The following is a 26,382-nucleotide window of genomic DNA, read 5'->3' on the forward strand; positions in this document are numbered from 1 at the left end:
AACGGAAATGGACACAAGCCGGTATCTATATAAATATTCGCTAAATAAGCATATAATGAATATAAAATTTCATTCCTTAGGAGGATTTCGCCGAAGATGAACGCTAAACGAGCCATCCCAGTAAGAGAAAGAAATATCGTCCTGATCGGATTCATGGGTGTGGGGAAAACGACAATCGGCCAATTGGTCGCTAAGAAATTATATAGAGATTTTATTGATGTTGATCAAGAGATCGAAAAAGATTTCAACATGACAATTCCTGAGATGTTTGAGGAAAAGGGAGAAGACTTTTTCCGGAAAACGGAGAAGGAATATATCTTGGACATCTGCCATCATAAACGATTCAAGATCGTGTCTCTGGGCGGCGGGTCTTTTAAACAAGAGGAAATCAGAACGTGCTGTCTGGAAAACTGTCTCGTGTTGCATTTGGATCTGTCTTGGGAGAACTGGAAGCAGCGCGCGAATCTATTGATCGAGAGCCGCCCGGTGCTGCATAACCGTTCAATGGATGAAATGGAACAGCTGTTTAATGAAAGAAAAGTCATTTACGACAAACACAATTCAAAAGTGGCGACAGACAACCTTTCCCCGGAAGAGGTCGCCGATTACATTGTAGAGACATTAAAAATCGGCTGGGATCTTTATCAGCCCATGTAAAAAGCCGTGCGGTGGGGACTGACCCCATAAGATGAGACAAATAAAAAACACCTTCAAGTTTGAATACGGATGATTGTTATCCGAAATTAGACTTGGAGGTGTTTTTTCTATGGGGACAAGAGTGAGTTATCCGGTTGAAGTGAAACAGAAGGCTGTAGAAATGAGATTGGCAGGCGTACCTATGAAAGAGATCATGCAGGAGTTGAATATTAAGAATAAGACACAGGTTCAGACATGGGTTAGATGGCATAAGGCTGGGGATACACATCGATTCGAACAGCCTGTTGGAAAGCAATACACTTACGGAAAAGGTCCGGAGTATTCTTCCGAATTAGAGAAAATGCAGGCAGAGATTCGTTACCTGAGACAACAGAATGAAGTTTTAAAAAAGTACAACGAATTGGAAAGGAAGTTGATAGCGAAACGTCAGTCGAACTTGTAGAAATATTGAACAGCACAATGACCATACAGGATATCTGTATTCATTTAGGTATCTCTCGAGCGTCTTATTATCGCTGGAAGAAGAATCCGATGAAGGATCATCCCAAGCGCCATTTGGAAAAACAAATCGGCACGTTGTGCCGAGAGCACAAGTATCGATATGGATATCGAAAAATCACAGCTATACTAAAAAAGAGTATGCATATTAACCATAAAACGGTTCAACGTATTATGCAGAAAAATCAATGGCAGTGCCGGGTTAAGGTGAAAAAGCGCAAGAAGGATGGGCAGCCATATGCCGTGGTCGATAATATATTGGATCGGAACTTTCAGTCTGATCGCCCTCTTGAAAAACTAGTAACGGACATTACGTATTTGCCTTATGGACAGAAACAATTGTACCTTTCCAGTATATTGGATTTATACAATGGAGAAGTGATTGCTTTTACGATTGGGGATAAGCAGGATACAGCCTTTGTCTTAGACACACTTGATCAGCTGCCAATGTTGCCTGAGAACTGCGTGTTACATAGTGACCAAGGTTCTGTGTATACATCTTACGAGTATCAAAAAGCTGTTAAAACAAAAGGCATTACCATGAGCATGTCCCGCAAAGGGACGCCCGCTGATAATGCCTCCATCGAATCGTTTCATTCCTCACTAAAGTCTGAAACGTTCTATCTTAACAGCATTGATCGAACTACGACCGCCATCGTAGAACGCACTGTCATAGAATACATTCATTATTATAACAATATTCGTATCCAAACTAAACTAAACAACCAATCACCGATAAACTATCGGCAATTGGCTGTTTAAAAGGTGTTTTGATCCCTGTCTCAAAAACGGGGGTCAGTCCCGTGCGCACGGCTTTTTTTATCGTTTTATGCCTTGTATCAAAATCGCTTTTAAGCAAAAGGAGTCGGGATGTCCGTTTTGGGTGAATTTGACGCAGAACGTATCACGTGCTTTTTCTGATGCTTGATGTAAAAGGCTGATAATCTGTTTTTCCCGATCGGCCGGGGTTCCGCCCCGTTTGATCCAGCTTTCGTATTGGATCGGCAAATTCCACTTTTGGATGTCCTGATAGTCCAGCTGGTTGGCGGCGAACATCGCCTGCCATTCTGATAATGAGCTTTCCCGGACGTGGGAGGGGTCTCGGAGCCGGTTCAGGTGATTGACAAACTCATCAAGAGCGGGGCTTCTGGCGCGTAATGATCGACCAAGAGGAAACGGCCGTTCTTTTTCAGCACGCGTGCCACTTCGCTGACGGCTTTACGGACATCTGAAAAATGGTGGGCAGCGTATCGGCAGGTGATGATATCAAATGAATCGTCGGGGAAGGGGAGAGACTCTGCTGTTCCTTGCTGGAAGCGTACGTTTCCAGCTCCTTTTTCTTGCGCAAAGGAGGACGCAACCTCTACCATCTCTTTCGTCGCATCAATGCCTGCGCATTCCAGTACATATGGGGAAAATGCCAGTGCAGTATGGCCGGCGCCCGCTCCGATATCCAGCACCCGATGTTCTGACCGGCAATCTGCCGTTTTGATCATTAACCCCAAATCTTCTCCCTCGGCAAAAACTTTCTCATCCCGATACATTTCGGCGTTTTTAGAAAACGGTGTTTCGTTTGTCATCTGGACCAGCTCCTTTTTTTTTGCAAATGATGATATGGATTATGTTAGCAATTTTTGTTATGATTCGTCCAAGATATAAAAATGATAAAAACGATAGGTTCAACCTATGGAGGCTGAAATGGATATTAAAGTGATGGAGTACGCAGCGGAAATCGCCCGGCGCCAAAGTTTTACAAAGGCGGCAGAGCATCTTCATATCGCTCAGCCATCTCTTAGTCAGCAAATCAAAAAGCTTGAGGCTGAGCTGGGGCTTCCTCTTTTTCACAGATCTCACGGCTCTGTTACGCTGACACCCCACGGCCGGCGGTTCATTGAAAAAGCCGAGGACATCATTCGTTCCAGAGATGACTTGCTCAGGGAGATGCAGGAGCGGTCGCAGGGGATCGGGCACAAGCTTTCCATTGGGATTCCTGCTGTAACGGGGAGGTACCTCTTTCCGCCGCTGCTGAAACAGTTTTTGGCGCGTTATCCTCATGTGGAGGTTCAGCTTGTTGAAAAAGATCCGGTTTCTTTAGAGGAAATGACGGCAAAGGGAGAGGTTGACCTTTCTGTTTTATCCTTGCCAATCGAGGATGAGCGGCTCGCCATTACACCTTTGCTCACGGAACCGATTGTCCTTGCAGTGCCAAAGGAAAAACAACGATGGATGCCGCCGGAAATGGCCGCGCTGATTGAGAAAGCGCTGGAGGGCGAGGAGGGCCGGCGGCCGTGCGTGCCGCTTGATTTGGTAAGGAACGTACCATTTATTTTGTTAAAAGAAGGATTCGGTTTTCGACGGACGGTGCTTGATCTCTGTGCGGAAAGCGGCTTTAAGCCGAATGCAGCCTTTAAGACGAGCCATATTGAAACCGCCCAATCTCTTGTGGCCAATGGTTTAGGTGTGACAATGGCGCCGAATATGGTCAAAAGGGATAAAGATCCGGCTGTGATCTATTTATCGATTCAATCCGCGCCATCACGAACCCTCGTCTTTGTATTTCTAAAGAACCGCTATATCAGTTTGACAGCTCAGTCCTTTATTGAACTAAGCCGGGAAAGTCTTAAACAAACGTTTGATGAAGGCAGTGTGGAAAATAAAAGTGAAAATATTTAGAAAATAGGTTCGGAACGTGGTAATATAAGAATACAAATCAAATCTTATAAAACAAAGGGGGATAATCGGAAATGCAACTATTCGATCTGCCGCTCGACCAACTGCAAACGTATAAGCCTGAAAAAACAACTCCGAATGATTTTTCTGAGTTTTGGAAATCGTCTTTGGACGAACTTGCGAAAATCCAAGCATCACCTGATTTACAGCCGGTTGATTATCCTGCTGATGGAGTCAAGGTGTACCGCCTCACTTATAAAAGCTTCGGGAACGCCCGCATTGCCGGATGGTACGCTGTGCCTGACAAGGAAGGCCCGCATCCGGCGATCGTCAAATATCACGGTTACAACGCAAGCTATGACGGTGAGATTCATGAAATGGTGAATTGGGCGCTTCACGGATATGCCGCATTCGGAATGCTTGTCCGCGGCCAGCAAAGCAGCGAGGATACGAGTATTTCTCCGCACGGCCACGCGTTGGGCTGGATGACAAAAGGCATTCTTGATAAAGATACATACTATTACCGGGGCGTTTATATGGACGCCGTACGCGCGCTTGAAGTGATCAGCAGCTTTGACGAAGTTGACGAAACACGAATCGGTGTGACAGGCGGAAGCCAAGGCGGGGGATTAACCATTGCCGCGGCGGCTCTGTCAAACATTCCCAAATCCGCAGTTGCCGATTATCCCTATTTAAGCAATTTTGAGCGGGCCATTGATGTGGCGCTTGAACAGCCGTACCTTGAAATCAATTCCTTCTTTAGAAGAAATGGCAGCCCGGAAACAGAGGTGCAGGCGATGAAGACACTTTCATATTTCGATATTATGAATCTCGCTGACCGTGTGAAAGTGCCTGTCCTGATGTCGATCGGTCTGATTGACAAGGTTACGCCGCCGTCCACCGTGTTTGCCGCCTACAACCATTTGGAGACAGAAAAAGAGCTTAAGGTGTACCGCTACTTTGGGCATGAGTATATTCCTGCCTTTCAAACGGAAAAACTCGCTTTCTTTAAGCAGCATCTTAAAGGCTGATAAACGTGAAAAGCCGCCGTGCTTCATCAGGCGGTTTTTTTCTGCAAATTGCCGGAATGAGAACAGACTGGAGACGAATAGATATGAAACAAAGAATCATTGATGAATTAAAACGGATTGAGCAGTCATACGGAGTCAAAATCGTATATGCCGTTGAGTCAGGAAGCCGCGCATGGGGATTTCCCTCGCAGGACAGTGATTACGATGTCCGCTTTATTTATGTGCCGAAAAAGGAGTGGTATTTTTCGATTGAACAGGAGCGGGATGTCATTGAGGAACCGATTCACGATTTGCTGGATGTCAGCGGCTGGGAGCTGAGAAAGACGCTGCGCCTCTTTAAAAAGTCCAACCCGCCGCTCCTTGAATGGCTGTCCTCTGACATTGTGTATTACGAAGCATTTACGACCGCAGAGCAGTTAAGAAAACTGCGGATGGAAGCATTTAAGCCTGAAGCAAGCGTCTATCACTATATCAACATGGCGAGAAGGAACGTCAAGGATTACCTTCAAGGGCAAGAGGTCAAAATCAAAAAGTATTTCTACGTGCTCCGGCCTATTTTGGCCTGCAAATGGATTGAAAAGCACGGAACCATTCCGCCTATGGACTTTACGGTTTTAATGAATGAACTTGTGACTGACCCTGAACTGAAGGCAGAAATGAAAACCTTGCTTGAGCGGAAAAGAAGAGGCGAAGAGCTTGATCTCGAGGCAAGAATTCATGTCATTCACGAATTCATTGAAACGGAAATCGACAGAATCATGGAAGCGGCAAAAATGCTGAAAGCAGAACAAAAGGATATGACACCTGAATTGAATCGTTTGCTTTTGAATACAGTTGAAGAAGTGTGGAAGAATGGAGGAAGCTGATGATTTTTGTCGCTTCCTTTTCTCCTTTATTCGACAGAATGTCCCCCGACTTTCTAACCATCTGATTGTGGCAAACCCACAAAAATTATCAGAATCTTTGTATTTTGAGAATATTGTGAACGATGGTTTTGTCCATTTACAATAAACTCATACAAATACTTCTTAGATTGCGGGGTGTTGAGGTTGGAAGTGATCACAAGAGATTTTTTCTTATTTTTATCCAAAAGCGGCTTTCTCAATAAAATGGCGAAGAACTGGGGAAGCCGGGTAGCAGCGGGTAAAATTATCGGCGGGAATGATTTTAACAGTTCAATCCCGACCATTCGACAGCTTAACAGCCAAGGCTTGTCAGTTACTGTCGATCATTTAGGCGAGTTTGTGAACAGCGCCGAGGTCGCGCGGGAGCGTACGGAAGAGTGCATTCAAACCATTGCGACCATTGCGGATCAGCAGCTGAACTCACACGTTTCTTTAAAAATGACGTCTCTGGGTTTGGATATCGATATGGATCTGGTGTATGAAAATATGACGAAAATCCTTCAGACGGCTGAGAAGCATAACATCATGGTCACCATTGATATGGAAGATGAAGTCAGATGCCAGAAAACGCTCGATATTTTCAAAGATTTCAGAAAAAAATACGAGCATGTGAGCACAGTGCTGCAAGCCTATCTGTACCGGACGGAAAAAGACATTGACGATTTGGATTCTTTAAACCCGTTCCTTCGCCTTGTAAAAGGAGCTTATAAAGAATCAGAAAAAGTAGCTTTCCCGGAGAAAAGCGATGTCGATGACAATTACAAAAAAATCATCCGAAAGCAGCTCTTAAACGGCCACTACACAGCGATTGCCACACATGACGACAAAATGATCGACTATACAAAACAGCTTGCCAAGGAACATGGCATTGCCAATGACATGTTTGAATTTCAGATGCTGTACGGCATGCGGTCGCAAACCCAGCTCAGCCTCGTAAAAGAAGGTTATAACATGAGAGTCTACCTGCCATACGGCGAAGATTGGTACGGCTACTTTATGAGACGCCTTGCAGAACGTCCGTCAAACATTGCATTTGCTTTCAAAGGAATGACAAAGAAGTAAAAAAGGAGAGATTATCATGACAACACCTTACAAACACGAGCCATTCACAAATTTCCAAGACCAAAACAACGTAGAAGCGTTTAAAAAAGCGCTTGCGACAGTAAGCGAATATTTAGGAAAAGACTACCCGCTTGTCATTAACGGCGAGAGAGTGGAAACAGAAGCGAAAATCGTTTCGATCAATCCGGCTGATAAAGAAGAGGTCGTCGGCAGAGTGTCAAAAGCTTCCCAAGAGCACGCTGAGCAAGCGATTGAAGCGGCTGCGAACGCATTCGAAGAATGGAGATACACGTCTCCTGAAGAAAGAGCGGCTGTCCTGTTCCGCGCTGCTGCCAAAGTCCGCAAAAGAAAACATGAATTCTCCGCTTTGCTTGTAAAAGAAGCAGGAAAGCCATGGAACGAGGCGGATGCTGATACGGCTGAAGCGATCGATTTTATGGAGTACTATGCCCGCCAAATGATCGAACTGGCAAAAGGCAAACCGGTCAACAGCCGTGAAGGCGAGAAAAACCAATATGTGTACACGCCGACTGGTGTAACAGTCGTCATTCCTCCGTGGAACTTCTTGTTCGCGATCATGGCGGGAACAACAGTGGCGCCGATCGTTACTGGAAACACAGTCGTTCTGAAACCTGCGAGCGCTACACCTGTGATCGCTGCGAAATTTGTTGAGGTTCTTGAAGAGTCCGGTCTGCCGAAAGGTGTCGTCAACTTTGTTCCCGGCAGCGGAGCGGAAGTCGGCGACTACCTTGTTGACCACCCGAAAACAAGCCTGATCACATTTACGGGGTCAAGAGAAGTTGGTACGAGAATCTTCGAACGCGCGGCGAAAGTTCAGCCGGGCCAGCAGCACTTAAAGCGTGTCATCGCTGAAATGGGCGGTAAAGATACGGTTGTTGTCGATGAGGACGCGGACATTGAATTGGCGGCTCAATCCATCTTTACATCAGCATTCGGCTTCGCGGGACAAAAATGCTCTGCAGGTTCACGTGCAGTTGTCCATGAAAAAGTGTACGATCGAGTATTGGAGCGTGTCATTGAAATTACGGAATCAAAAGTAACAGCAAAACCTGACAGCGCAGATGTTTATATGGGACCTGTCATTGACCAAGGTTCTTATGATAAAATTATGAGCTATATTGAAATCGGAAAACAGGAAGGCCGTTTAGTAAGCGGCGGTACTGGTGACGATTCGAAAGGATACTTCATCAAACCGACGATTTTCGCTGACCTTGATCCGAAAGCAAGACTCATGCAGGAAGAAATTTTCGGACCTGTCGTGGCATTTTCTAAAGTGTCAAACTTTGATGAAGCTTTAGAAGTGGCAAACAATACTGAATATGGTCTGACAGGCGCGGTGATCACAAACAACCGCAAGCACATTGAGCGTGCGAAACAGGAATTCCATGTCGGAAACCTGTACTTCAACCGCAATTGTACAGGCGCTATCGTCGGCTACCATCCGTTTGGCGGCTTCAAAATGTCCGGAACAGATTCAAAAGCGGGCGGACCGGATTACTTGGCACTGCACATGCAGGCAAAAACAATTAGTGAAATGTTCTAAAGCGGGACTAAATGGGCATCCTCCCTGCGGAGGGTGTCCATTTCATCCATAAAACTATAAAAAAGAGGAGGAAGTGCCATAGAAAACACACAGCTGATTATTTCGATTTGTATTTATATGGCGGGGATGCTGCTGATCGGCTACTTTGCTTACAAGCGTACGTCGAATCTGACGGATTACATGCTGGGAGGACGTTCCTTAGGTCCAGCTGTAACCGCTCTCAGTGCGGGTGCCGCCGATATGAGCGGCTGGCTGCTGATGGGGCTTCCGGGCGCGATGTTTTCAACGGGTCTGAGCGGAGTTTGGATTGTGTTCGGACTTTGTCTTGGAGCGTGGGCAAACTGGCTCTACGTTGCGCCGCGGCTGAGAACCTATACTGAAAAAGCGGGGAATTCCATTACAATTCCCGGATTCCTTGAAAATCGCTTCGGAGATCAAACGAAGCTTCTCAGACTGTTTTCGGGGATTGTCATTTTAGTCTTCTTCACATTTTATGTATCGTCCGGAATGGTATCCGGCGGTGTTTTATTCAACAGTATTTTGGGGATGGATTATCACACCGGATTGTGGGTTGTGACTGGTGTTGTTGTGGCATATACCCTGTTTGGCGGCTTTTTGGCTGTCAGCTGGACAGATTTTGTTCAGGGAATTATTATGTTTGCCGCACTCATTCTTGTGCCGATCGTTACGTTTTTCCACACGGGAGGGACAAGTGATACAGTTGCTGAAATCCGCTCTGTTGATCCAGATATGTTTAATATTTTTAAAGGAACGAGCGTCCTTGGCATTATTTCTTTGTTTGCCTGGGGGTTGGGCTACTTTGGCCAGCCGCATATCATTGTGCGTTTTATGGCGATCACGTCTGTCAAAGAGATCAAAAGAGCGCGCAGAATCGGAATGGGCTGGATGGTTTTGTCGGCAGTCGGCGCCGTGCTGACCGGTTTGGGCGGAATCGCTTATTACCATCAGCGGGGTATGACACTGAAGGACCCTGAGACGATTTTTATTCAATTAGGAAATATTTTGTTCCATCCGATTATTACCGGTTTTCTGATTTCGGCTATTTTGGCCGCGATTATGAGTACAATTTCTTCCCAGCTGCTTGTGACATCAAGCTCTCTGGTAGAAGATTTGTATAAGTCGATGTTCAGACGTTCGGCTTCTGATAAAGAGCTAGTGTTTTTAGGCCGTTTGGCTGTTCTGGCTGTTTCAATCATCGCGTTGGTGCTGGCTTGGGAGAAAAACAATACGATCCTTGGATTAGTCAGCTACGCGTGGGCGGGCTTCGGCGCTTCATTCGGGCCGGTTGTACTGCTCAGTCTGTTTTGGAAACGAATGACCAAATGGGGGGCACTCGCCGGCATGATTGTGGGAGCAGCAACTGTAATCATTTGGGCGAATGCCGGTCTTTCGGACTTTCTGTATGAAATGATACCTGGGTTTGCTGCGAGTCTATTATCTGTTTTTGTCGTCAGCGTATTGACGCAGGCTCCGTCACAAGCTGTCACAGATCAGTTCAACGACTACCAAGATACAATGTCACAATAAAGATTGAAAGGAGGAGGAAGGGGGCTGTCCCTTTTCCTCTTTTCTCCTTTTAAGCGAGTGTTTTTGTCTTTTGGAAACAAACGTATTTTTTTCTATACAAATAGACCCCGTATGGATATGATTAAAGTAAAAAAAGTATAGGAGAAAAAGGTATGGAAGAGCTTTTAGAGAGAGTTTTTTCATTTTCAGATGTTGATAAGCTGATTGATTTTATCAGCTATGAACTGCAAAAACCAGTAATACTGGAAAGCGCGGATTTCTTTTTGTTAGCCTATAATTCTTACTATATTAACCATTTTGATTCTGCCAATCAGCAGACTATTTTTTCGAAAAAATGTCCGGTCCAGATTTTTGAGAGGTTTTTGAAAGACGGAATCATTGAAAAACTGAAAACAGAGCCTGAGCCTTTTCGTGTCAATAAAATTGAAAGCATTGGGCTAAACCAGAGGGTGGTCGTGAGTGCGAAGCACAAAGGGGAAGTCATGGGCTACATCTGGATTCAGGAGCTGGACCAAAATCTGACGAAAGAAGAGCTCGACTTTTTGTATGAAACGTCCTTCCACGTCGGGAAAATCATTTATAAAACGAACAAGCTGAAACAGGAAAAAGAAGAAAAAGCGGAAGATCTCATCAAACGGGCGATCTATCAGCAGTTCATTTCTGAGAAGGAACTCAGACGGGAAGCTGAAAGAATCAACACCGTGCTGCCTTCCATGTTTTCAGTTGTCATCCTGCACGCCGCGAATGGGGATGGGGAAGCGGTTGAGGATTTAAAGGAAAATATCAGGTCGTACCTGAATTTACGGGATAAAGTCAGTCATGTCTTAACGATCGAATCCAATATTGTCATCGTCGTAGCGAGTTTTTCCCAAAAAAGCTCCGTCTCCTCGGCAGCTTCTGAATTTATTAACAAGCTGCTAACACATTTTCACTTTCAAAAAATACCTACACCTATTTATATCGGTATCGGAAACGAATATGATCACCTTTTAAAGCTTGGCAAAAGCTACACAGAAGCACTAGAAGTCATCAAAGCCGCCGAAATCACCGGCAATCAGGAAAACATCCCATATGAATATGCCAAACTCGGCATTTACCGCTATTTAGAAAGCATTGAACAGAAAAATGAACTTTTAGAATACGAAAATAAGGATTTGGCTTTATTAAAAGCGAAAGACGAAGAAAGCAGCACCGAGCTTTTGAAAACACTGGAAATCTATCTCCTCAACAACTGCAAAACAAAACCAGCCGCGGAACAGCTGTTTATTCACCAAAATACATTGAATTACCGCATCAAACAGATTACTGAAATGACATCGATCGATTTAAGTGATTTCAGAACGCGATGTCAGCTCTATCTTGATTTGATGCTGATGAAAAAGAAATAAAAAAGAAACCAGTACTTGTACTGGTTTCAAAATCCTCTGTAAACGTACGGATCATCAGGCTTTTTAATGGTTTTCCAGTCAGTTACTTTCACAACAGGGAGCGTTGATTTGAAAGGCTGATAATATTCTGAGGCCAGAGTGCCCTTGATCTGAATCCATTCATCGTCCTTGATGTTCATGTCCTTCGGAAACTCCACAAGCATCCCGTAAACGCCGGAATCAGCGATACAGTGAATGATGCCAAACCTCAACACAAAGAACTGATTTTTATTAATCGCGTTTCCTTTGTACGCAAATCCATGAAACTCAATCGTTCGTCCGAGAAATTCACCCGGATAGTTATAAATGGTTTCCATTCCTTTTAGGAAATCATCATCGGTCAGAGAAATCTCTTTCCTGCCGGAATACTTGTTAAACAGCTGTTTCATCTGTTTATCATAGCTGTCTTGCGCGTAATAAAGGCTAGCATCAGGCCGCAAATACTGTGTCTGGGAATAATGATCGCCGCTCTCCATCGCCTTAAACGAGAACCCTTTTGTTTTGACAATGGACGAGTCGAGCGTCGCAATCGGGAAGAAGATTCCCGACACCAAAGGAAAAAGAAACACAACATAAATCAAATAGCGCTGATAAAATGGCTTGTTTTGCTCATGGTCATGCTCGTGATCATGGCCGCACCCGCAATCATGATCGTGTTGATGCCCGCCTTTTTCAGGCGACTTGATAAATACATACGCTTGAACGGCTGTCAGAATGGCCAGCAAGAAGATCGCAATAAAGGAAAGATAGGCGTATTTCATATTGATATATTTTGTTAGATTTCCTGAGGCATGCAGATGATAAAAGAAAAACGTAAACCCCATCAGCACCAATAAACGAAACATCCAATCACCCCTTTACCAGTAGTGATCCTGCTAAGACGAGCACGACAATGTACGTAATCAGCAGGAAAACAAATCGTTTTTTGAAGGCCGCAAGCATCATCAATAGATTCTTAATATCCACCATCGCGCCAAAGACGAGAAAAGCGATTAAAGATCCTAATGAAAATGTGCTGCTGAAGGAAGACGCGATGAACGCATCGACTTCTGAACAAAGCGACAAGACAAATGCCAGACCCATCATCACGAGGGAAGAGGATACATCATTCTGCCCGATCGCAAGCAGAGTGGATGTTTTGACATACGTCTGCATCGCGGCTGCGATAAAGGCGCCGATGATTAAATATTTCCCCACGGAGAAAAATTCATCAATGGCATGGCGCAAGGTTCCGCCCAGCTTTTGAAGTAGGGTGTGATGATGATGGTGGTGGTGCCCGGGTTCATCAGGTTTTAACAGCTGATTATCCTTAAATTGATAGGATAGGATGATCCCGATGATCACCGAAACGGCGAGCGCCAGTCCGCCCCTGTAAAAGACTGCGCTCCACCTGTTTCCGAACGCAATAAAAGTAGAAAATAAGACGATAGGGTTAATGATAGGCGCAGTCAGCATGAAAGCAACGCCCGCGTGGAGAGGAACCCCCTTTAACAGAAGCCGCCTCGTAATCGGGATGATGCCGCATTCGCAGGCGGGAAACAAAATCCCGGCCAGCGCACCGAATAAAACGGCGAGAAATCGGTTTTTCGGCATGATTCTCGCAATCATTTCTTCAGAAACAAACATTTGTATGATTCCGGAAAGTATGACGCCAATCAGAATAAACGGAATGGCTTCTATTAAAATGCTGATAAAAATAGAATTCAGCTGAAGAAAAGATGATTGTGCTGTCACAATAAAACCTCCGCTCATGTTAAGCTGCCTCTCATGTTACCAGAAAAAAGACACCGCTTGTTTGACGGAGGAGGAGAAAGGATTGTTTCACTTTGTTTAGGATTCCAAAAATTCGAGTAGGATTCTATCTGTTTCAGCCGCTTCTTTTCCGAGCCAAATCAGGTGCCCCCATGAGTGAAGCATACAGAGGGAGGCATCAGGAATGTGTTCCTTTGCATGATGTGCATGTGACAAGTTGACCAATCCATCATAAACGCTCTGCATAATCAATACAGGACATGAGATGGCCTGCAGCTCGTCTGAAAAGGCAGCAGTTTGCGTCAAATCAATTAGAAATCCTTCACGTGATCGCTGCCGGCTGTTCATTTTTCGGAATGCTTCTATGTCTTTTTCATCCATCAGTGACTTGATTCGCTGAAACGAAAGTGTGCTGAATTGCGGGCTCAAGGCTTGAAACATCAGACGCGGAAATGCGTTATTCAAAGCGGAAATCAGCTTCCATATCCATTTTTCCACAGGCGGTCCAAAGAGGATTCGTCCGGTTTTGTATTCCGGGTCTTTGGGAGTGAGCCATTCCTTAGTGACCGCGGATTGCAGGGTCAAAGTGTGAACCCGTTCCGGATAATGAGAGGCAAAGCATATGCCGCTCGGTCCTCCTGCGGAGATGGCAATCACATGGACCTTGTCAATTTGTAAATGATCTATCAGCTTCGCATAGAAACGGCAGGCGTTGGCAAGGCTTTTTCCAATCTCTTTTGACGTTCGTCCATATCCGGGTCTTGAAGGCGTGATAATGGAATACCCTTGCTCAATCAGCGCCGTGTACCCGAATTCCTCGTAACAATTTGAATGGCCGCCATGCATGACAAGAATGGGGGCTCCTTTGCCTGTAACAGAATATTCTAGTGTATGTCCTTCGAATGTGATCGTTTTGACTTGTCTTTTCATTTCATCCTGTTTCTCCCATTTGTTTTTTGCCTATTATAGAGTTTTCAGCAATTGATCACAAGGAGAGGAATTGAATAAACAAGGGCACGCGAAATATGATATACTTTTTATTGATATTCATTCTCAATTAAAATATTGATATAGATGTGTACGGGAGGCAGGACGGATGGCTGAAAATCACGAGATATATGACGTTACGATTATAGGCGGGGGGCCGATCGGGCTGTTTACGGCTTTTTACTGCGGGATGCGGGAGCTGAAAACGAAAGTAATCGAGTTTTTGCCGCGGCTCGGAGGGAAGGTGTCTTTATTTTTTCCTGAGAAAATCATTCGCGATATCGGCGGAATTCCGGGAATTGCGGGAAAGCAGCTGATCGAGCAGTTAAAGGAGCAGGCGGCGACGTTTGATCCTGACATCGTGCTGAATCAGCGAGTGGCCGGATTTGAACGCTTGAGTGACGGCACTATTGTGCTGACGGGTTCTAAAGGAGAAAAGCATTACACAAGAACCGTGATTTTGGCTTGCGGTATGGGAACGCTTGAGGTCAATGAGTTTGACAGTGAGGATGCAACCCGGTACGCGGGCAAGAATCTTCATTATGGAGTGGAAAAGCTTGATGCGTTTAAAGGCAAGCGGGTCGTCATATCAGGCGGCGGAGATACTGCGGTCGATTGGGCCAATGAGCTGGAGCCGATTGCGGCGTCTGTGACTGTTGTTCATCGGCGTGAGGAATTCGGCGGAATGGAAAGCAGCGTGACGAAAATGAAGCGTTCAGCAGTGCGGGTGCTCACTCCTTATCGCTTAGAGCAGCTGCGCGGTGATGAGGAACGCATCCAAAGCGTGACTGTTTGCCATACCGTGTCTGGTCAAAGAGAAGATTTAGAGGTTGACGAGCTGATCATTAATCATGGGTTCAAAATTGATCTCGGGCCGATGAAGGAGTGGGGGCTGGAGATTGAAGAAGGCAGGGTGAAAGCGGACAGACATATGCGGACGAATCTTCCGGGCGTGTTTGTGGCGGGGGACGCGGCTTTTTATGAAAGCAAGCTGAGATTGATTGCCGGCGGCTTTACGGAAGGCCCGACAGCGGTCAACAGCGCGAAGGCGTATGTAGATCCTAAGGCCGAGAATATGGCGATGTATTCAACCCATCACAAAAAATTGGTGCATAAATAAAACAGCCCTTAAGGAAAGGGCTGCCCAAATCAGCTGTGAACGAGCTTTTTTTCCGCCTGTTGATTCTGAATGAAAGCAAACAATTCATCCAGCTCTTGGACCGCTGTGAATCCATAGGCGCTGGCAGCTGTGTCATCGCCTATGCAGACGATAGGAGGGTGGTTCGCTGACGGTTCCGGCAAAATGCCAATTTGTTCGCCTGTGCTGATCAATTGCTGAACAGACGACTTACTTGGGCAAATGATCATGTGCAGCGGAGATTCACTGATGGTTCGCTGAATCATGTGGGTGAACCGGTCATCAATGACGTTTTCATGGGTCATATAAAACGAACAGGACTTATGCTTCTGCGTGTCTTTCACGGAATGGCGGCTCCCGACAACCAGCGTTTTTTCTGAAACAGGCTGAGGGGCGGAGATTAGAAAACCTCGTTTTTCAAGCTCCGTTTCTGCATGCTCAGATGCCGCGCTCAGTCGGGCTGTCAGCTGGCGGATATCGACTTTCTTGGAAGCCAGCGCTTGGAAAAATTCACAAACCGCACGGCGCGAGGTGAAAAAAATGTCTTCAAATGTGCCGATCTTTCGAAGGATCTCTTCATTGGCAGGCATGCGCTCAGTCCGCCACTTCGGCCATTCGATGACATCGGCACCGGATGCACGCAGCTTGTCTGCAAGCGGGTCTTCATCTTCGCCATGAGTGACAACCATCAAGTGCTGGCCGATGAGTGGTTTGCTTTCAAACCAGCTGTGTGTCTGAAAGTTGACGATATCTCCGATGACGATAATCGCAGGGTTTGTAATCTGGTGTTCCTGAACTTTTTGCTGAATGTTTTCAAGTGTGCCTTTCACACTCCGCTGGCGGCCCCATGTACCCCATTGGACCACAATGACAGGGGCGGAAGGCGATTTTCCGTACGTGATGAGCTGCTGGCAAATATAGGACAAATTCTTGACGCCCATGTAAAAGACAAGGGTTTGAACGCCTCGCGCAAGCCCTTCCCAATCAAGGTTCGGCGTGCCTTTTAATGATTTATCATGCGCCGTAATCATCGCAAAAGACGACGCGAAATCCCGATGTGTGACGGGGATTCCCGCATATAGCGGCGCTGCAATTCCAGAGGTGATGCCCGGCACCATTTCATAGCGGATGCCGTGCTCATGCAGAGCTTCTGCTTCCTCGCCGACTCTTCCGAAAACGCTCGGATCTCCGCCTTTTAAACGGACGACGGTTAATCCCTGTGCTGCTTTTTCAACCAGCAGGGCGTTAATGTCTCTTTGTTTCATAAAATGGCGGTCTGGCAGTTTTCCGCAATAAATAAACCGGCAATCCGGTGATGCAAATTCGAGCAGCTTCGGGTTGGCGAGACGGTCATATAAAACCACATCTGCTTCCTCCAGCGCCTGTTTTCCTTTGATGGTGAGCAGCCCTGGATCGCCGGGACCGGCTCCCACGAAATATACGATTCCGTTCTTCATGATCATGTCATCCTTCCGTCACTGTAAAAAATGAAGGATCACTTGAAAAGTGATCCGGTCTTTTGATCAATATACGAGGTAAACATGTTCTCCTTCGATCAGCGTTTCGTATGTTTTAACGCATCCGTGATCAGGTTCTTGGACGATTCCGTCTTTTAAGGAGATTTTCCAGTCGTGCATCGGGCAGAAAACATATTCGCCGCTGACGATACCCTCAGCCAGAACGCCGCCCTTATGCGGACAACGGTTTTCGATGGCGCGGACGCTTCCGTTTGAAAGCTTGAAAACCGCGAGCTCCTTATCTTCAATATACACTGTTTTACCTAATTGTTCAGGCAATTCTTCAATTTTTCCGATCCATACTTTTGTTACGTCTTTGTTCACCATGTCCGTTCCTCCTCAATGTTTGTTTTTGCCATTATGATGTGGTCACGACATTTTCAAATAATTCTTTAGAGGTTTGCTTATCTTCCAAAAAGCTCTTCCATGGATCCTTGTGGACAGAGAGTGTTTCATTCATTCGATCGTTCAGCTCCTGCCGCTTTTCCGGATCGTTTAATACGGATTGGACATGGGATAAACCGACGCGCTCAAGCCATGCGGATGTCCGTTCCAGATAGTTTGCGGTTTCCCGGTAATATTGCAGATAAGCGCCTGCGTATTCTAACACTTCTTCATTTGTTTTCACCTTCATCAGCAAGTCACCGGCGCGCAAATGGGTTCCGCCGTTTCCGCCGACATAGAGCTCCCAGCCTCCGTCGATGCCGACAACGCCAAGGTCTTTAATGCCGGATTCCGCACAGTTCCGCGGGCAGGCAGACACGGCCATTTTGACTTTGTGAGGCGTGTTCAGCCCTTCGAATTTTTTCTCAAGCTCAATGCCAAGTGCCATGGAGTCTTGCGTGCCGAAACGGCAGAATTGCTCGCCTACACACGTTTTTACTGTCCGGAGTGTCTTTCCGTACGCGTATCCTGACGGCATATCAAGATCTTCCCAAACCTTCGGAAGGTCTTCTTTTTTCACGCCGATGAGATCAATTCGCTGGCCGCCTGTCATTTTCACGAGCGGGATTTCATATTTGTCGACAACATCGGCAATTTTGCGCAAATCTGCGGAGTTGGTCACGCCGCCGTACATCCGGGGAACGACTGAGTATGTTCCGTCTTTTTGAATATTGGCGTGCATTCGTTCATTAACAAAGCGGGATGTCCGTTCATCCTCGTATTTGGTTGGATTGATCATGCCTAAGTAGTAGTTCAGAGCCGGACGGCATTTGGAACAGCCTTCTGGCGTTTTCCAGCCGAGCACGTTCATGATTTCTCTTGTATGTGACAGCCCTTTGGCTTTGATTTCTTCTACGACTTCATCTCTCGACAATGTGGTGCAGCCGCAAATCACTTCTTTTTGCGCTGACGCAGTAAAGTCCGATCCGAGCGTATACTGGAGGATTTCTTCTACGAGCGGCTTACAGCCTCCGCATGAACGGGATGCACCGGTGCATGCTTTGATCTCGTCCGTTGACGAGCAGCCCTTTTCCTGAATGGCTTGAATAATGTCGCCTTTTGACACGCCGTTGCAGCCGCAGATGATTTCATCGTCGCTCATCACTGCGGTAATGCTTGTGCCTGCTTCTTGGTTGAGCGGCTGTAAGATTGATACTTTTGAGGTTTCAGAAATATCGGCTTCTTTTTGAATCATAGAAAACAGGCGGTTGCCCTCGCTGCTGTCGCCGAATAAAACAGCACCGACAATTTTGTTGTCTCTCAGGACAATTTTTTTATAGATGCCGTCCTGCTCATCGAATACTTTAATCGCTTTTTTGTCCTCTGATTCATCAAAGTCCCCGGCAGAGAAAACCTCGACGCCCGATACCTTTAACTGAGTGGAGAGAACGGAGCCTTCATACGGTTTTGTTTCGATGCCGCACATATGCTTCGCCAGCACTTTTGCCTGTTCATAGAGCGGTGCCACGAGCCCGTATGCAATCCCCCGGTGTTCTGCGCATTCGCCGACCGCATAAATGTGCGGGATTTCAGTTTGCATATAGTCGTTGACAATGATTCCGCGGTTGACCGGAATGCCGCTTTCTATGCCAAGCTGCGTATTCGGGCGGATGCCGATAGCCATGACGACTAAATCAGCTTCAATGCTTGTGCCGTCTTTGAAACGAAGGCCTTCAACACGGTCATCACCGACAATTTCTTCGGTTTGCTTTTCAAGTAAAAAGGTCATCCCTTGTTTTTCTAACTCGTTTTGCAGCAGGCGCCCTGCAGTTGGATCAAGCTGGCGTTCCATCAGGTATGGGGCGAGGTGAATGACAGACACATCCATGCCGAGATTCAGCAGTCCGCGAGCGGCTTCCAAACCAAGCAGTCCTCCGCCGATGACGGCTGCTTTTTTATATTGTTTTGACGCGGCGAGCATCGTGTCTGTATCTTTTATATCCCGGAAAGCCGTGACGCCTTTTTTGTCTGCGCCCGGAATCGGAAGGATAAAAGGGACAGAGCCTGTCGCCAGGATCAATTCGTCGTATGGCTGGATTCTGTCTGCGTCTGTAATGACCGTTTTGTTTTCTGCGTCCACTTTGATGACTGTTTCATTTGTGTACAATTGAATATTGTTTTCCTCGTACCAGTCCCAATCGTTTAACGTAATATCTTTAATATCTGTATCGCCTTGAAGTACTTTTGATAAAAGGATTCGGTTGTAATTGGGATGCGGTTCGGCACCAAAAATTGTGATCTGAAACTCGTCTTTTGCAACACTCAGTATCTCTTCAATGGCCCTTACCCCGGCCATTCCATTTCCAACAAGAACTAGCTGTTTTTTTCCCATCAGATGATCCGCTCCTTATCAATGTTTTTTTCAGCATAGCATGGCGAAAAGTAATATTTAAGATACATGTTATAAAATGTAACGAAATATACAAAAAGTTCTAAAATTTTTATGAAAAAATCAAATAGGGCTGATTCTCACGGCGCACACCTTAAAACCGGGCATTTTACAAGCTGGATCTAAGGCTTCTCCGATTAAATCATTCACATTTTGAGCCTCTGCCCAGTGGATGGGAACAAATACGGTGTCTTTTCTGATTTGTTCTGATAATTTGCTGCGGACAATGATGCTTCCCCGAGGGGATTCGATTTTTACCAGTACACGGTCTTCAATATTTAAGGATGCCGCTGTTTGCGGATGGATTTCCATAAACGATTCAAAATGTCTCGCGGCAAGGGCGGCGCTTTTTCTCGTTTGGACGCCTGTTAAGTAGTGAGACATGACCCGGCCTGTTGTTAAATAAAGGGGGTAATCGGATGTCGGCTTCTCTTTTGGGACTGCCGGTTCGTTTGGAATCACACTTAATGCCGCTTTTTGGTCCGGATGTGTAAATGAGTCCGCAAACAAGCGTCCTGTTCCGGGGTGATCAGGTTCCGGACATGGCCAATGAATGCCGCCTTCACGTCTGAGCCTGTCATATGTGATGCCTGAATAATCGGCAATCCCGCCTCTGCTCGCTTCTCTCAATTCATTAAAAATATCCTCTGCTGACGAGTAAGAAAAATACCGGCCTTTCCCGAGAGCAGCTGCGATCTCACAAATGATCTGCCAATCATGCTTTGCTTCACCGGGACACGGCCGGCTTGCTTCCCTTAATGTCACGCGGCCTTCGATATTTGTCATGGTGCCCTCATCTTCTAAATAAGAGGAGGCCGGCAAAATCACATCGGCGAGTTTCGCAGTCTCAGAAATAAACAAATCGATCGCGACAAAGAACCTTAGTTTTCGTAAAGCTTTTTTCACAAGATTCGCGTTTGGGCTGGAGACAACGGGGTTGGAGCACATGAGGAACAGTCCTTTAATATCGCCGTCATTGATGTTTTCCATCATTTCATAGGCTGAGACACCTTTTCGCGGCAGATCGTCCTGATGGACTCCCCACACTTTTGCAATATGTGCCCGGTGCTGTTCGTTTTCAATAGATCGGTAGCCCGGAAGCTGATCGGCTTTTTGGCCATGCTCTCTTGCGCCTTGCCCGTTGCCTTGTCCAGTGATCGCTCCGTAGCCCGAGTAAGGTTTGCCGATTTTTCCGGTGATCAGCACCATGTTTAAGAAGCCTTTCACAGCCGCTGTTCCATCGGTTTGCTGTTCAATCCCGCGGGCAGTAAACAGCATGCCTGACGTTTCCTTGGCAAACTTCACAGCGGCCTTTTGCATGTGTGCCAGCGGGATACTCGTCTGTTCGGCGATATCCTCCAGGCTCAGCGTGTCCGTATGCCGCTTCAGCTCTTCGTATCCATTTGTTCGTGATTGAATGAAATCCTCGTCCGCAAGCTGTTCGTCGATGATGATTTTGACGAGACCGTTGGCAAGGGCGGCGTCTGTGCCGGGTTTGATTTTGAGATGAAGATCGGCGATTTTCGTTGTCGCTGTTTCACGCGGATCAATGGCGATGATATAAGCTCCGTTTTCTTTCGCATTTTCAACATACGGCATAATCGTAGGCTGGCATTCCGCAATATTAGTGCCGGCCAGAATGATCACACGGGTGTGGGGAATGTCTGATAAGGGATTCGTCAAGCCTCTGTCCGCGCCGAATGTTTGGTTGGCTGCGGTTGCTGCGGCGGACATACAAAGCCTCCCGTTGTAGTCGATGTATTTTGTCTGTAAGCCTACCCGTGCGAACTTCCCTAACAAATACGCCTCTTCATTCGTAATTGAGGCGCTTCCGTATACAGCCATAGCGTCATGTCCGTGTTCGTTTTGAATCATTGTCACTTGGTTTTTGATATGATTTAGTGCTTCTTCCCAGGAAACAGGCATAAATTCGCCGTTTTTCTTCAGCAGCGGGCGGGTGATGCGGGAGGAGTTCAGAGCATGCTGGTGGGCGTTCATGCCTTTCATGCATAACCGGCCCTGTGTCGTAGGATTATCAATCCCGATCGCAGTGTACTTTTTTCGTGTGACGGTGGTTTGTTCCACAAGCTGCATTTTGCACTGCATGCTGCAAAACGGGCATTGGGTGTCATATGTTTTTTCTGATTGGATGTTTTGCTGTTTCTCATGAAAATATCTAAGCAGCCGTTCAGTCAAAATGCCTCATCCTTTCTTATGTGCGCCTGTTTTTAGGGGCAGTTTTTGAATCAGTGACAGGTCTGTTTTGAGGTTTTCCAGCAGATGTGTCCTTAGATCCTCTTCAAATAGAACTTCTCTGATATTCACGATCCCGACACGGTCCATCCACTGATGTACAGCTTCCTCGTAATGAGCGGTTTCCCGATAATACTGGATCAGTCCCTTGATCATGCGGGCAGTGCTTTCTGCGGTGTCTGTCACGCAAAACAGAGCTCCGGAACGGGCATGAGTTCTCCGGACGCCGCCGATGTAGATGTCCCAGCCGGCTGGCGTCCGAATCGCCCCGACATCTTGTAGGGCGGCAGCGGTGCAGTCTGCTTCACATGATAAGCTGATAGATATGCAAGCAGGCATGGAAAGCATCTCAAGATGTCTTTCGATTTGGGCTGCCAGCTTCTGGATCGATCGGTTTTGTCCGCATGTACAAGCTCTGACACTTTGCAGCGTGCGGCGGTGTTTGTTTGAGTAAGCGGGTATTTTCAGGTCATTTTTGATGTGCGGGAGATCCGCAGGCCTAATCCCGGAAAGCTTCAGTCTTTGGCTGTGAGTGATGGATGCGTCAGGGATGCTGTATGTCTCGATGATGTCGGCGATGTTTCTTAGCTGTTCCGCGTTTGTGCGCCCGCCGTACATTTGCGGAATGAGGGTGCATGTGTCTTCAGCGGCTGGCTCAGGCTGAATAAAACCGGGGTACAGCATTTCTAAGTAGTATTGAATCGCCGGCACACATTTGCCGCAGCCGTTTTTCGTTTTCCAGCCAAGCTGGTTCATCACTTCTGCAGGAGTAGTGAATGGCTTTCGCTGAAGCTCAGCAATGATGTCGTCTTCCGTAAAATCAGTACAGCCGCAAAACGAAGGTGTGCCGGCGGGTTCTGTATATTCGCCGCTGCTCATGTACCTCAAGAGGTCTTCAACGAGCGGCTTGCATCCGCCGCAGGAGCCGGATGCTTTGGTGCAGTGCTTGACTTCCTCGACAGTTGTTAAGTCTTTCGTATGCACCGCTTCCTCGATCGCGCCTTTCGTCACTGAGTTGCATTGGCAAATCGTTTCACTTAAAGGCATAGATTTAAAAGATGTATCCGTTTTCTCCGGTGCAAACAGCTGCTTTTTCACGATCGAGATGTCTCTTTGTGTGAGCAGGCTGTCGAGAAACCGCCGCTTGTCACGTGTGTCTCCGTATAAAATAACGCCGGCCAGTTTGTCATCCTCAAAGAGTGCTTTTTTATAAATACCTGCTTGTTCATCGCGGATGCTGATGCTCGTTGTGCGATCATCCTCATGAACCTTTCCGGCCGACCACACATCAATTCCAGCTATTTTTAACGCTGCAAATGGTGCCGAGCCTTGATATCCCTCACATGGCACACCGCAAATATGTTTGGCGAGCACTTTTCCCTGCTCATAAAGCGGCGATACCAAACCGTATACTGTTCCGTTATGTTCAGCGCATTCGCCGACGGCATAGACATTCGGTTCGCTCGTCTGCATGCAGTCGTTCACGATGATCCCGCGGTTGACTGCGATTCCCGATGAAACAGCCAATTCAATATTCGGCCTCACACCAGCCGCCATCACAATCAAGTCTGCCTTCAGTGAAGTTCCGTCCTTAAATTGGATTCCGTCTGGCTGAGCGGTTCCAGAAATGGATACAGTGTCTTTCTCCAAATGAAAGGTTAGGCCTTTCCGTTCCAGATCCGCCTGCAGCAGCCGCGATGCCGTTTGATCGAGCTGTTTTTGCATAATGCCGGCAGAATGGTGAATGACGCTGACATCCATGCCGAGATGCTGTAAACCGACTGCGGCTTCCAGTCCTAATAAACCGGCTCCGATCACCGCTGCCTTTTGATTGTGTTTGGCCATGCTCATCAGCGCTTGGCAGTCTTCTATCGTTCGAAATCCGTAGACGCCTTCTTTGTCGGCCCCGGGGATGGGGAGAATATGAGGGGAGGAGCCTGTTGCGACAATGAATGTGTCATAAGGCAGGGTCCGTTTGCGATCTGTAATGACCCGCTGCCGATCTGTATCAATGTGAACAACCGTTTCGCCCGTGTAAAGGGTAATTCCGTTTGCGGCGTACCATTCCTTGCTGTTCAGTGTGATGTCATCGAGTGACGTCTCTCCCTGCAATACTGAGGATAAGAGAATACGATTGTAGTTTGGATGCGGTTCACTTCCAAAAATAACAATCTCGAACATTTGGCGATTCAGCTTCAATATTTCTTCAATACAGCGGATTCCCGCCATTCCGTTTCCTGCTAATACCAATCTTTGTTTCTTCATGTACCAAACCTCCTTTGATGCAGCTTGTAGGTTATCTCCTATCAAAAATTATGTCACAATGCATTGTTAACGCATTAAAAGTGTCATAAAAACTGACACATGTCTTTTCTAGAAAAAAATGCTCATATATCATTAATTCAGAAAATTGAAAATAATGAAGGGGTAAGAAAGGGGAATCTTATGAAGCTGTCGGAACTGAAAACTAGCGGCCATCCACTCACTTTGCTCTGTTCCTTTTTATACTTTGATGTGAGTTTTATGATATGGGTTATGCTTGGGGCGCTGGGGGTATATATTTCTCAGGATTTTGGCCTGTCTCCCGTTGAGAAAGGGCTTATCGTGGCTGTACCGATTTTATCAGGATCTGTGTTTCGTATCATTCTGGGGATTTTAACAGACAGAATCGGACCGAAAAAAACGGCGGTGATCGGGATGCTGGTGACAATGATTCCGCTGCTTTGGGGAACATTTGGCGGCCATTCGCTGCCTGAGCTGTATGCTATCGGGATTTTGCTTGGGGTGGCGGGGGCAAGCTTTGCCGTTGCGCTGCCTATGGCAAGCCGGTGGTATCCGCCTCATTTGCAGGGGCTTGCGATGGGGATCGCCGGCGCGGGGAACAGCGGCACCTTGTTTGCAACCCTGTTTGGTCCGCGCCTTGCAGAGCAGTTCGGCTGGCATATTGTCATGGGGATTGCGCTTATTCCTTTGCTGATCGTCTTCGTCCTTTTCGTATCCATGGCAAAGGATTCTCCCGCACAGCCGGCGCCGCAGCCGCTCAAAAACTATTTGCGCGTGTTCGGGCAAAAAGAAACATGGTTTTTCTGCCTGCTGTACAGCGTCACATTCGGAGGATTTGTGGGGTTATCAAGCTTTTTATCTATTTTCTTTGTCGACCAATATCAGCTGTCAAAAATTCACGCTGGCGATTTCGTTACGCTGTGTGTGGCGGCCGGAAGCTTTTTCCGGCCTGTGGGGGGCTGGATTTCAGATCGCGTAGGCGGCACAAAGGTTCTTTCTGTCTTGTTTGTCATCGTGGCCTTGTGCATGGCCGGGGTCAGCAGCTTGCCGTCACTTTCAATGGTCATCGTTCTTTTGTTTGTCGGAATGATGGGGCTCGGAATGGGTAACGGAGCCGTATTCCAGCTCGTCCCGCAGCGCTTTCGCAAAGAAATCGGCATGGTGACGGGAATCGTCGGCGCGGCCGGCGGCATCGGAGGGTTTTTCCTGCCGAACATTTTAGGATCGCTAAAGCAAATGACAGGCACATATGCAATCGGTTTTATCACGTTTTCCTGTATTGCGATGCTGGCGTTTGCGTTCGTGCTTGCCGCAGGCTTTTACTGGAGAAAAAGCTGGAGCGCGGAAAGCAGTCCGGCGGATGTTTAAGTTTTGACGGACACGCTTTGGGCGTGTCTTTTTTATTTTTTCTTGATTTTAACCGGTGAAGATCACGAAAGAGCTTGATCAGTGCCTGCTGGTCAAGTGTGAATTTGATTCAGACTGGCCGCTGTTTGAGGACCCGTTCGAGTGAAGACCGAATCAATAAAAAAAGCCGTCTCCTGCGGGAGCGGCTTTTTTAATGAAACGTTTGTTTAAACATAATGAGCGTATTTTTTCTCAAGGATATTCTGAAAAGCGGCCGCTGCTGAGCAGATGGCCCAATAAATGAGAGCGGTCAGAATATACATGGTCATGTAATCGAACTCTCTGCCGCCGATGATTTTCGCATGCTGGAGCAATTCCGGCACTGTAATCATTGCAGCGAGAGAGGATGCTTTGATTAAGTCGAGCAATACATTGGCAAGCGGAGGCAGCGCAATACGGATCGACTGCGGCAAAATGACGCCTCTCATCGTCTGCCAGTAGGAAAGGCCGAGAGAGGATGCGGCTTCCCACTGTCCTTTTTCAACCGATGAAATGGCTGAGCGGTTAATTTCCGCAATGTAGGCGGCGCTGTTAAGGCTAAAGCCGATTAAAGCGGCTGTGACAGCCGAAAATTCAATGCCGATATAAGGAAACCCGAAATAAAGGATAAACAAGATCACCAAAATCGGAACGCCCCGCATAAAAGAAATATAGAGCTTCGCCGGCCACCTTAACAAGGCAAGCTGAGACATTCTGGCGAGTGATAGGAATAGGCCGATCACCGTTCCCGCGAACATGCTTACAAAAGAGATGAGCAGGGTATACCCAATGCCTTTTATGACATAGGGAAACGATTCAATGGCCAGCTTTGTGTTGAAAATATATTCCCACTGAATGCTATTGATCATGG

At 46.8% G+C, this 26,382-nt stretch carries 20 protein-coding genes and 2 pseudogenes; 12 read left to right on the forward strand and 10 right to left on the reverse strand.

Annotated elements, in window-relative coordinates; genetic code table 11:
• The first annotated feature begins 96 nt into the window (after window positions 1–96).
• On the forward strand, window positions 97–657 hold the full coding sequence (locus G4P54_RS01785) for a shikimate kinase (RefSeq protein WP_024715514.1): 561 nt from the start codon (window positions 97–99) through the stop codon (window positions 655–657).
• A gap of 109 nt (window positions 658–766) precedes the next feature.
• Window positions 767–1,917 (forward strand): IS3 family transposase gene (locus G4P54_RS01790; RefSeq protein WP_167871594.1). Its coding sequence is split into 2 segments (ribosomal slippage): window positions 767–1,040 and window positions 1,040–1,917, totalling 1,152 coding nucleotides; the frame shifts between segments, so codons are not numbered across the junction.
• 57 nt (window positions 1,918–1,974) lie between these two features.
• On the opposite strand, the pseudogene G4P54_RS01795 reads toward G4P54_RS01790, so the two are convergent.
• A pseudogene (locus tag G4P54_RS01795) lies at window positions 1,975–2,735 on the reverse strand (class I SAM-dependent methyltransferase).
• A gap of 118 nt (window positions 2,736–2,853) precedes the next feature.
• On the opposite strand from G4P54_RS01795, the gene G4P54_RS01800 reads away from it, so the two are divergent.
• The 7 genes from G4P54_RS01800 to putR all read left to right on the forward strand — a co-directional run bounded on the left by G4P54_RS01800 (window position 2,854) and on the right by putR (window position 11,323).
• Window positions 2,854–3,828 (forward strand): LysR family transcriptional regulator, encoded by a 975-nt coding sequence (locus G4P54_RS01800; protein WP_167871595.1) that lies wholly within the window; start codon window positions 2,854–2,856, stop codon window positions 3,826–3,828.
• A 71-nt stretch (window positions 3,829–3,899) separates the two neighbouring features.
• Complete coding sequence (gene cah, locus G4P54_RS01805; RefSeq protein WP_167871596.1) at window positions 3,900–4,856, forward strand: cephalosporin C deacetylase; 957 nt, start codon at window positions 3,900–3,902, stop codon at window positions 4,854–4,856.
• An 83-nt stretch (window positions 4,857–4,939) separates the two neighbouring features.
• Complete coding sequence (locus G4P54_RS01810) at window positions 4,940–5,722, forward strand: nucleotidyltransferase domain-containing protein (RefSeq protein WP_167873798.1); 783 nt, start codon at window positions 4,940–4,942, stop codon at window positions 5,720–5,722.
• Between the two features lie 189 nt (window positions 5,723–5,911).
• Window positions 5,912–6,823 (forward strand): proline dehydrogenase PutB, encoded by a 912-nt coding sequence (putB, locus tag G4P54_RS01815; RefSeq protein WP_167873799.1) that lies wholly within the window; start codon window positions 5,912–5,914, stop codon window positions 6,821–6,823.
• Window positions 6,824–6,839: 16 nt separating this feature from the next.
• Window positions 6,840–8,387 (forward strand): L-glutamate gamma-semialdehyde dehydrogenase, encoded by a 1,548-nt coding sequence (pruA, locus tag G4P54_RS01820; protein ID WP_167871597.1) that lies wholly within the window; start codon window positions 6,840–6,842, stop codon window positions 8,385–8,387.
• A gap of 93 nt (window positions 8,388–8,480) precedes the next feature.
• Window positions 8,481–9,935 (forward strand): sodium/proline symporter PutP, encoded by a 1,455-nt coding sequence (putP, locus tag G4P54_RS01825; protein WP_167873800.1) that lies wholly within the window; start codon window positions 8,481–8,483, stop codon window positions 9,933–9,935.
• A gap of 152 nt (window positions 9,936–10,087) precedes the next feature.
• Window positions 10,088–11,323, forward strand: coding sequence for a proline utilization transcriptional regulator PutR (putR, locus tag G4P54_RS01830; RefSeq protein ID WP_024715506.1), 1,236 nt, complete (start codon window positions 10,088–10,090; stop codon window positions 11,321–11,323).
• A 26-nt stretch (window positions 11,324–11,349) separates the two neighbouring features.
• Here putR and G4P54_RS01835 read toward each other — a convergent pair whose 3' ends face one another.
• The 3 genes from G4P54_RS01835 to G4P54_RS01845 form a co-directional block, all read right to left on the reverse strand.
• Window positions 11,350–12,207 carry a TIGR03943 family putative permease subunit gene (locus tag G4P54_RS01835; RefSeq protein WP_167871598.1) on the reverse strand — a complete coding sequence of 286 codons (858 nt, stop codon included), beginning with the start codon at window positions 12,205–12,207 and terminating at the stop codon, window positions 11,350–11,352.
• A 4-nt stretch (window positions 12,208–12,211) separates the two neighbouring features.
• Window positions 12,212–13,096, reverse strand: a complete 885-nt coding sequence (locus tag G4P54_RS01840) for a permease (protein ID WP_081719899.1) — start codon at window positions 13,094–13,096, stop codon at window positions 12,212–12,214.
• Between the two features lie 96 nt (window positions 13,097–13,192).
• The gene (locus tag G4P54_RS01845; protein ID WP_167871599.1) at window positions 13,193–14,044 is read right to left on the reverse strand and encodes an alpha/beta fold hydrolase; all 852 of its coding nucleotides are present in this window, start codon (window positions 14,042–14,044) and stop codon (window positions 13,193–13,195) included.
• Window positions 14,045–14,210: 166 nt separating this feature from the next.
• Here G4P54_RS01845 and ffoR point away from each other — a divergent pair, with 166 nt between their 5' ends.
• Entirely contained in the window at window positions 14,211–15,221 is a 1,011-nt protein-coding gene (gene ffoR / locus G4P54_RS01850) for a ferredoxin--NADP(+) reductase (protein WP_167871600.1), read from the forward strand.
• Between the two features lie 29 nt (window positions 15,222–15,250).
• Here ffoR and cobA read toward each other — a convergent pair whose 3' ends face one another.
• The 5 genes from cobA to nirB form a co-directional block, all read right to left on the reverse strand.
• Window positions 15,251–16,702 (reverse strand): uroporphyrinogen-III C-methyltransferase, encoded by a 1,452-nt coding sequence (gene cobA, locus G4P54_RS01855; protein WP_167871601.1) that lies wholly within the window; start codon window positions 16,700–16,702, stop codon window positions 15,251–15,253.
• A 60-nt stretch (window positions 16,703–16,762) separates the two neighbouring features.
• Complete coding sequence (gene nirD, locus G4P54_RS01860) at window positions 16,763–17,083, reverse strand: nitrite reductase small subunit NirD (protein ID WP_167871602.1); 321 nt, start codon at window positions 17,081–17,083, stop codon at window positions 16,763–16,765.
• A 31-nt stretch (window positions 17,084–17,114) separates the two neighbouring features.
• Complete coding sequence (nasD, locus tag G4P54_RS01865; RefSeq protein WP_167871603.1) at window positions 17,115–19,532, reverse strand: NADPH-nitrite reductase; 2,418 nt, start codon at window positions 19,530–19,532, stop codon at window positions 17,115–17,117.
• A gap of 120 nt (window positions 19,533–19,652) precedes the next feature.
• Window positions 19,653–21,785 carry an assimilatory nitrate reductase catalytic subunit NasC gene (gene nasC / locus G4P54_RS01870; RefSeq protein ID WP_167871604.1) on the reverse strand — a complete coding sequence of 711 codons (2,133 nt, stop codon included), beginning with the start codon at window positions 21,783–21,785 and terminating at the stop codon, window positions 19,653–19,655.
• A gap of 6 nt (window positions 21,786–21,791) precedes the next feature.
• Window positions 21,792–24,107, reverse strand: coding sequence for a nitrite reductase large subunit NirB (gene nirB, locus G4P54_RS01875; protein ID WP_167871605.1), 2,316 nt, complete (start codon window positions 24,105–24,107; stop codon window positions 21,792–21,794).
• Between the two features lie 180 nt (window positions 24,108–24,287).
• Here nirB and G4P54_RS01880 point away from each other — a divergent pair, with 180 nt between their 5' ends.
• Entirely contained in the window at window positions 24,288–25,493 is a 1,206-nt protein-coding gene (locus tag G4P54_RS01880) for an MFS transporter (RefSeq protein WP_167871606.1), read from the forward strand.
• 61 nt (window positions 25,494–25,554) lie between these two features.
• Window positions 25,555–25,638, forward strand: a pseudogene (locus G4P54_RS21150) (hypothetical protein); the annotation flags it as partial.
• Window positions 25,639–25,699: 61 nt separating this feature from the next.
• Here G4P54_RS21150 and G4P54_RS01885 read toward each other — a convergent pair.
• Window positions 25,700–26,380 carry an amino acid ABC transporter permease gene (locus G4P54_RS01885; RefSeq protein ID WP_167871607.1) on the reverse strand — a complete coding sequence of 227 codons (681 nt, stop codon included), beginning with the start codon at window positions 26,378–26,380 and terminating at the stop codon, window positions 25,700–25,702.
• Between the last annotated feature and the right edge of the window lie 2 nt (window positions 26,381–26,382).

Origin of the sequence: Bacillus tequilensis (assembly GCF_012225885.1) — a bacterium.
GTDB lineage: Bacteria > Bacillota > Bacilli > Bacillales > Bacillaceae > Bacillus > Bacillus tequilensis.

Bases quoted from the DNA above. Each gene is read 5' to 3' on its own strand.
- G4P54_RS01785 (WP_024715514.1), top strand. From the start codon at position 97: ATGAACGCTAAACGAGCCATCCCAGTAAGAGAAAGAAATATCGTCCTG.
- G4P54_RS01800 (WP_167871595.1), top strand. From the start codon at position 2,854: ATGGATATTAAAGTGATGGAGTACGCAGCGGAAATCGCCCGGCGCCAA.
- cah (WP_167871596.1), top strand. From the start codon at position 3,900: ATGCAACTATTCGATCTGCCGCTCGACCAACTGCAAACGTATAAGCCT.
- G4P54_RS01810 (WP_167873798.1), top strand. From the start codon at position 4,940: ATGAAACAAAGAATCATTGATGAATTAAAACGGATTGAGCAGTCATAC.
- pruA (WP_167871597.1), top strand. From the start codon at position 6,840: ATGACAACACCTTACAAACACGAGCCATTCACAAATTTCCAAGACCAA.
- putR (WP_024715506.1), top strand. From the start codon at position 10,088: ATGGAAGAGCTTTTAGAGAGAGTTTTTTCATTTTCAGATGTTGATAAG.
- G4P54_RS01835 (WP_167871598.1), bottom strand. From the start codon at position 12,207: ATGTTTCGTTTATTGGTGCTGATGGGGTTTACGTTTTTCTTTTATCAT.
- G4P54_RS01845 (WP_167871599.1), bottom strand. From the start codon at position 14,044: ATGAAAAGACAAGTCAAAACGATCACATTCGAAGGACATACACTAGAA.
- ffoR (WP_167871600.1), top strand. From the start codon at position 14,211: ATGGCTGAAAATCACGAGATATATGACGTTACGATTATAGGCGGGGGG.
- cobA (WP_167871601.1), bottom strand. From the start codon at position 16,702: ATGATCATGAAGAACGGAATCGTATATTTCGTGGGAGCCGGTCCCGGC.
- nirD (WP_167871602.1), bottom strand. From the start codon at position 17,083: ATGGTGAACAAAGACGTAACAAAAGTATGGATCGGAAAAATTGAAGAA.
- nasD (WP_167871603.1), bottom strand. From the start codon at position 19,532: ATGGGAAAAAAACAGCTAGTTCTTGTTGGAAATGGAATGGCCGGGGTA.
- nirB (WP_167871605.1), bottom strand. From the start codon at position 24,107: ATGAAGAAACAAAGATTGGTATTAGCAGGAAACGGAATGGCGGGAATC.
- G4P54_RS01880 (WP_167871606.1), top strand. From the start codon at position 24,288: ATGAAGCTGTCGGAACTGAAAACTAGCGGCCATCCACTCACTTTGCTC.
- G4P54_RS01885 (WP_167871607.1), bottom strand. From the start codon at position 26,380: ATGATCAATAGCATTCAGTGGGAATATATTTTCAACACAAAGCTGGCC.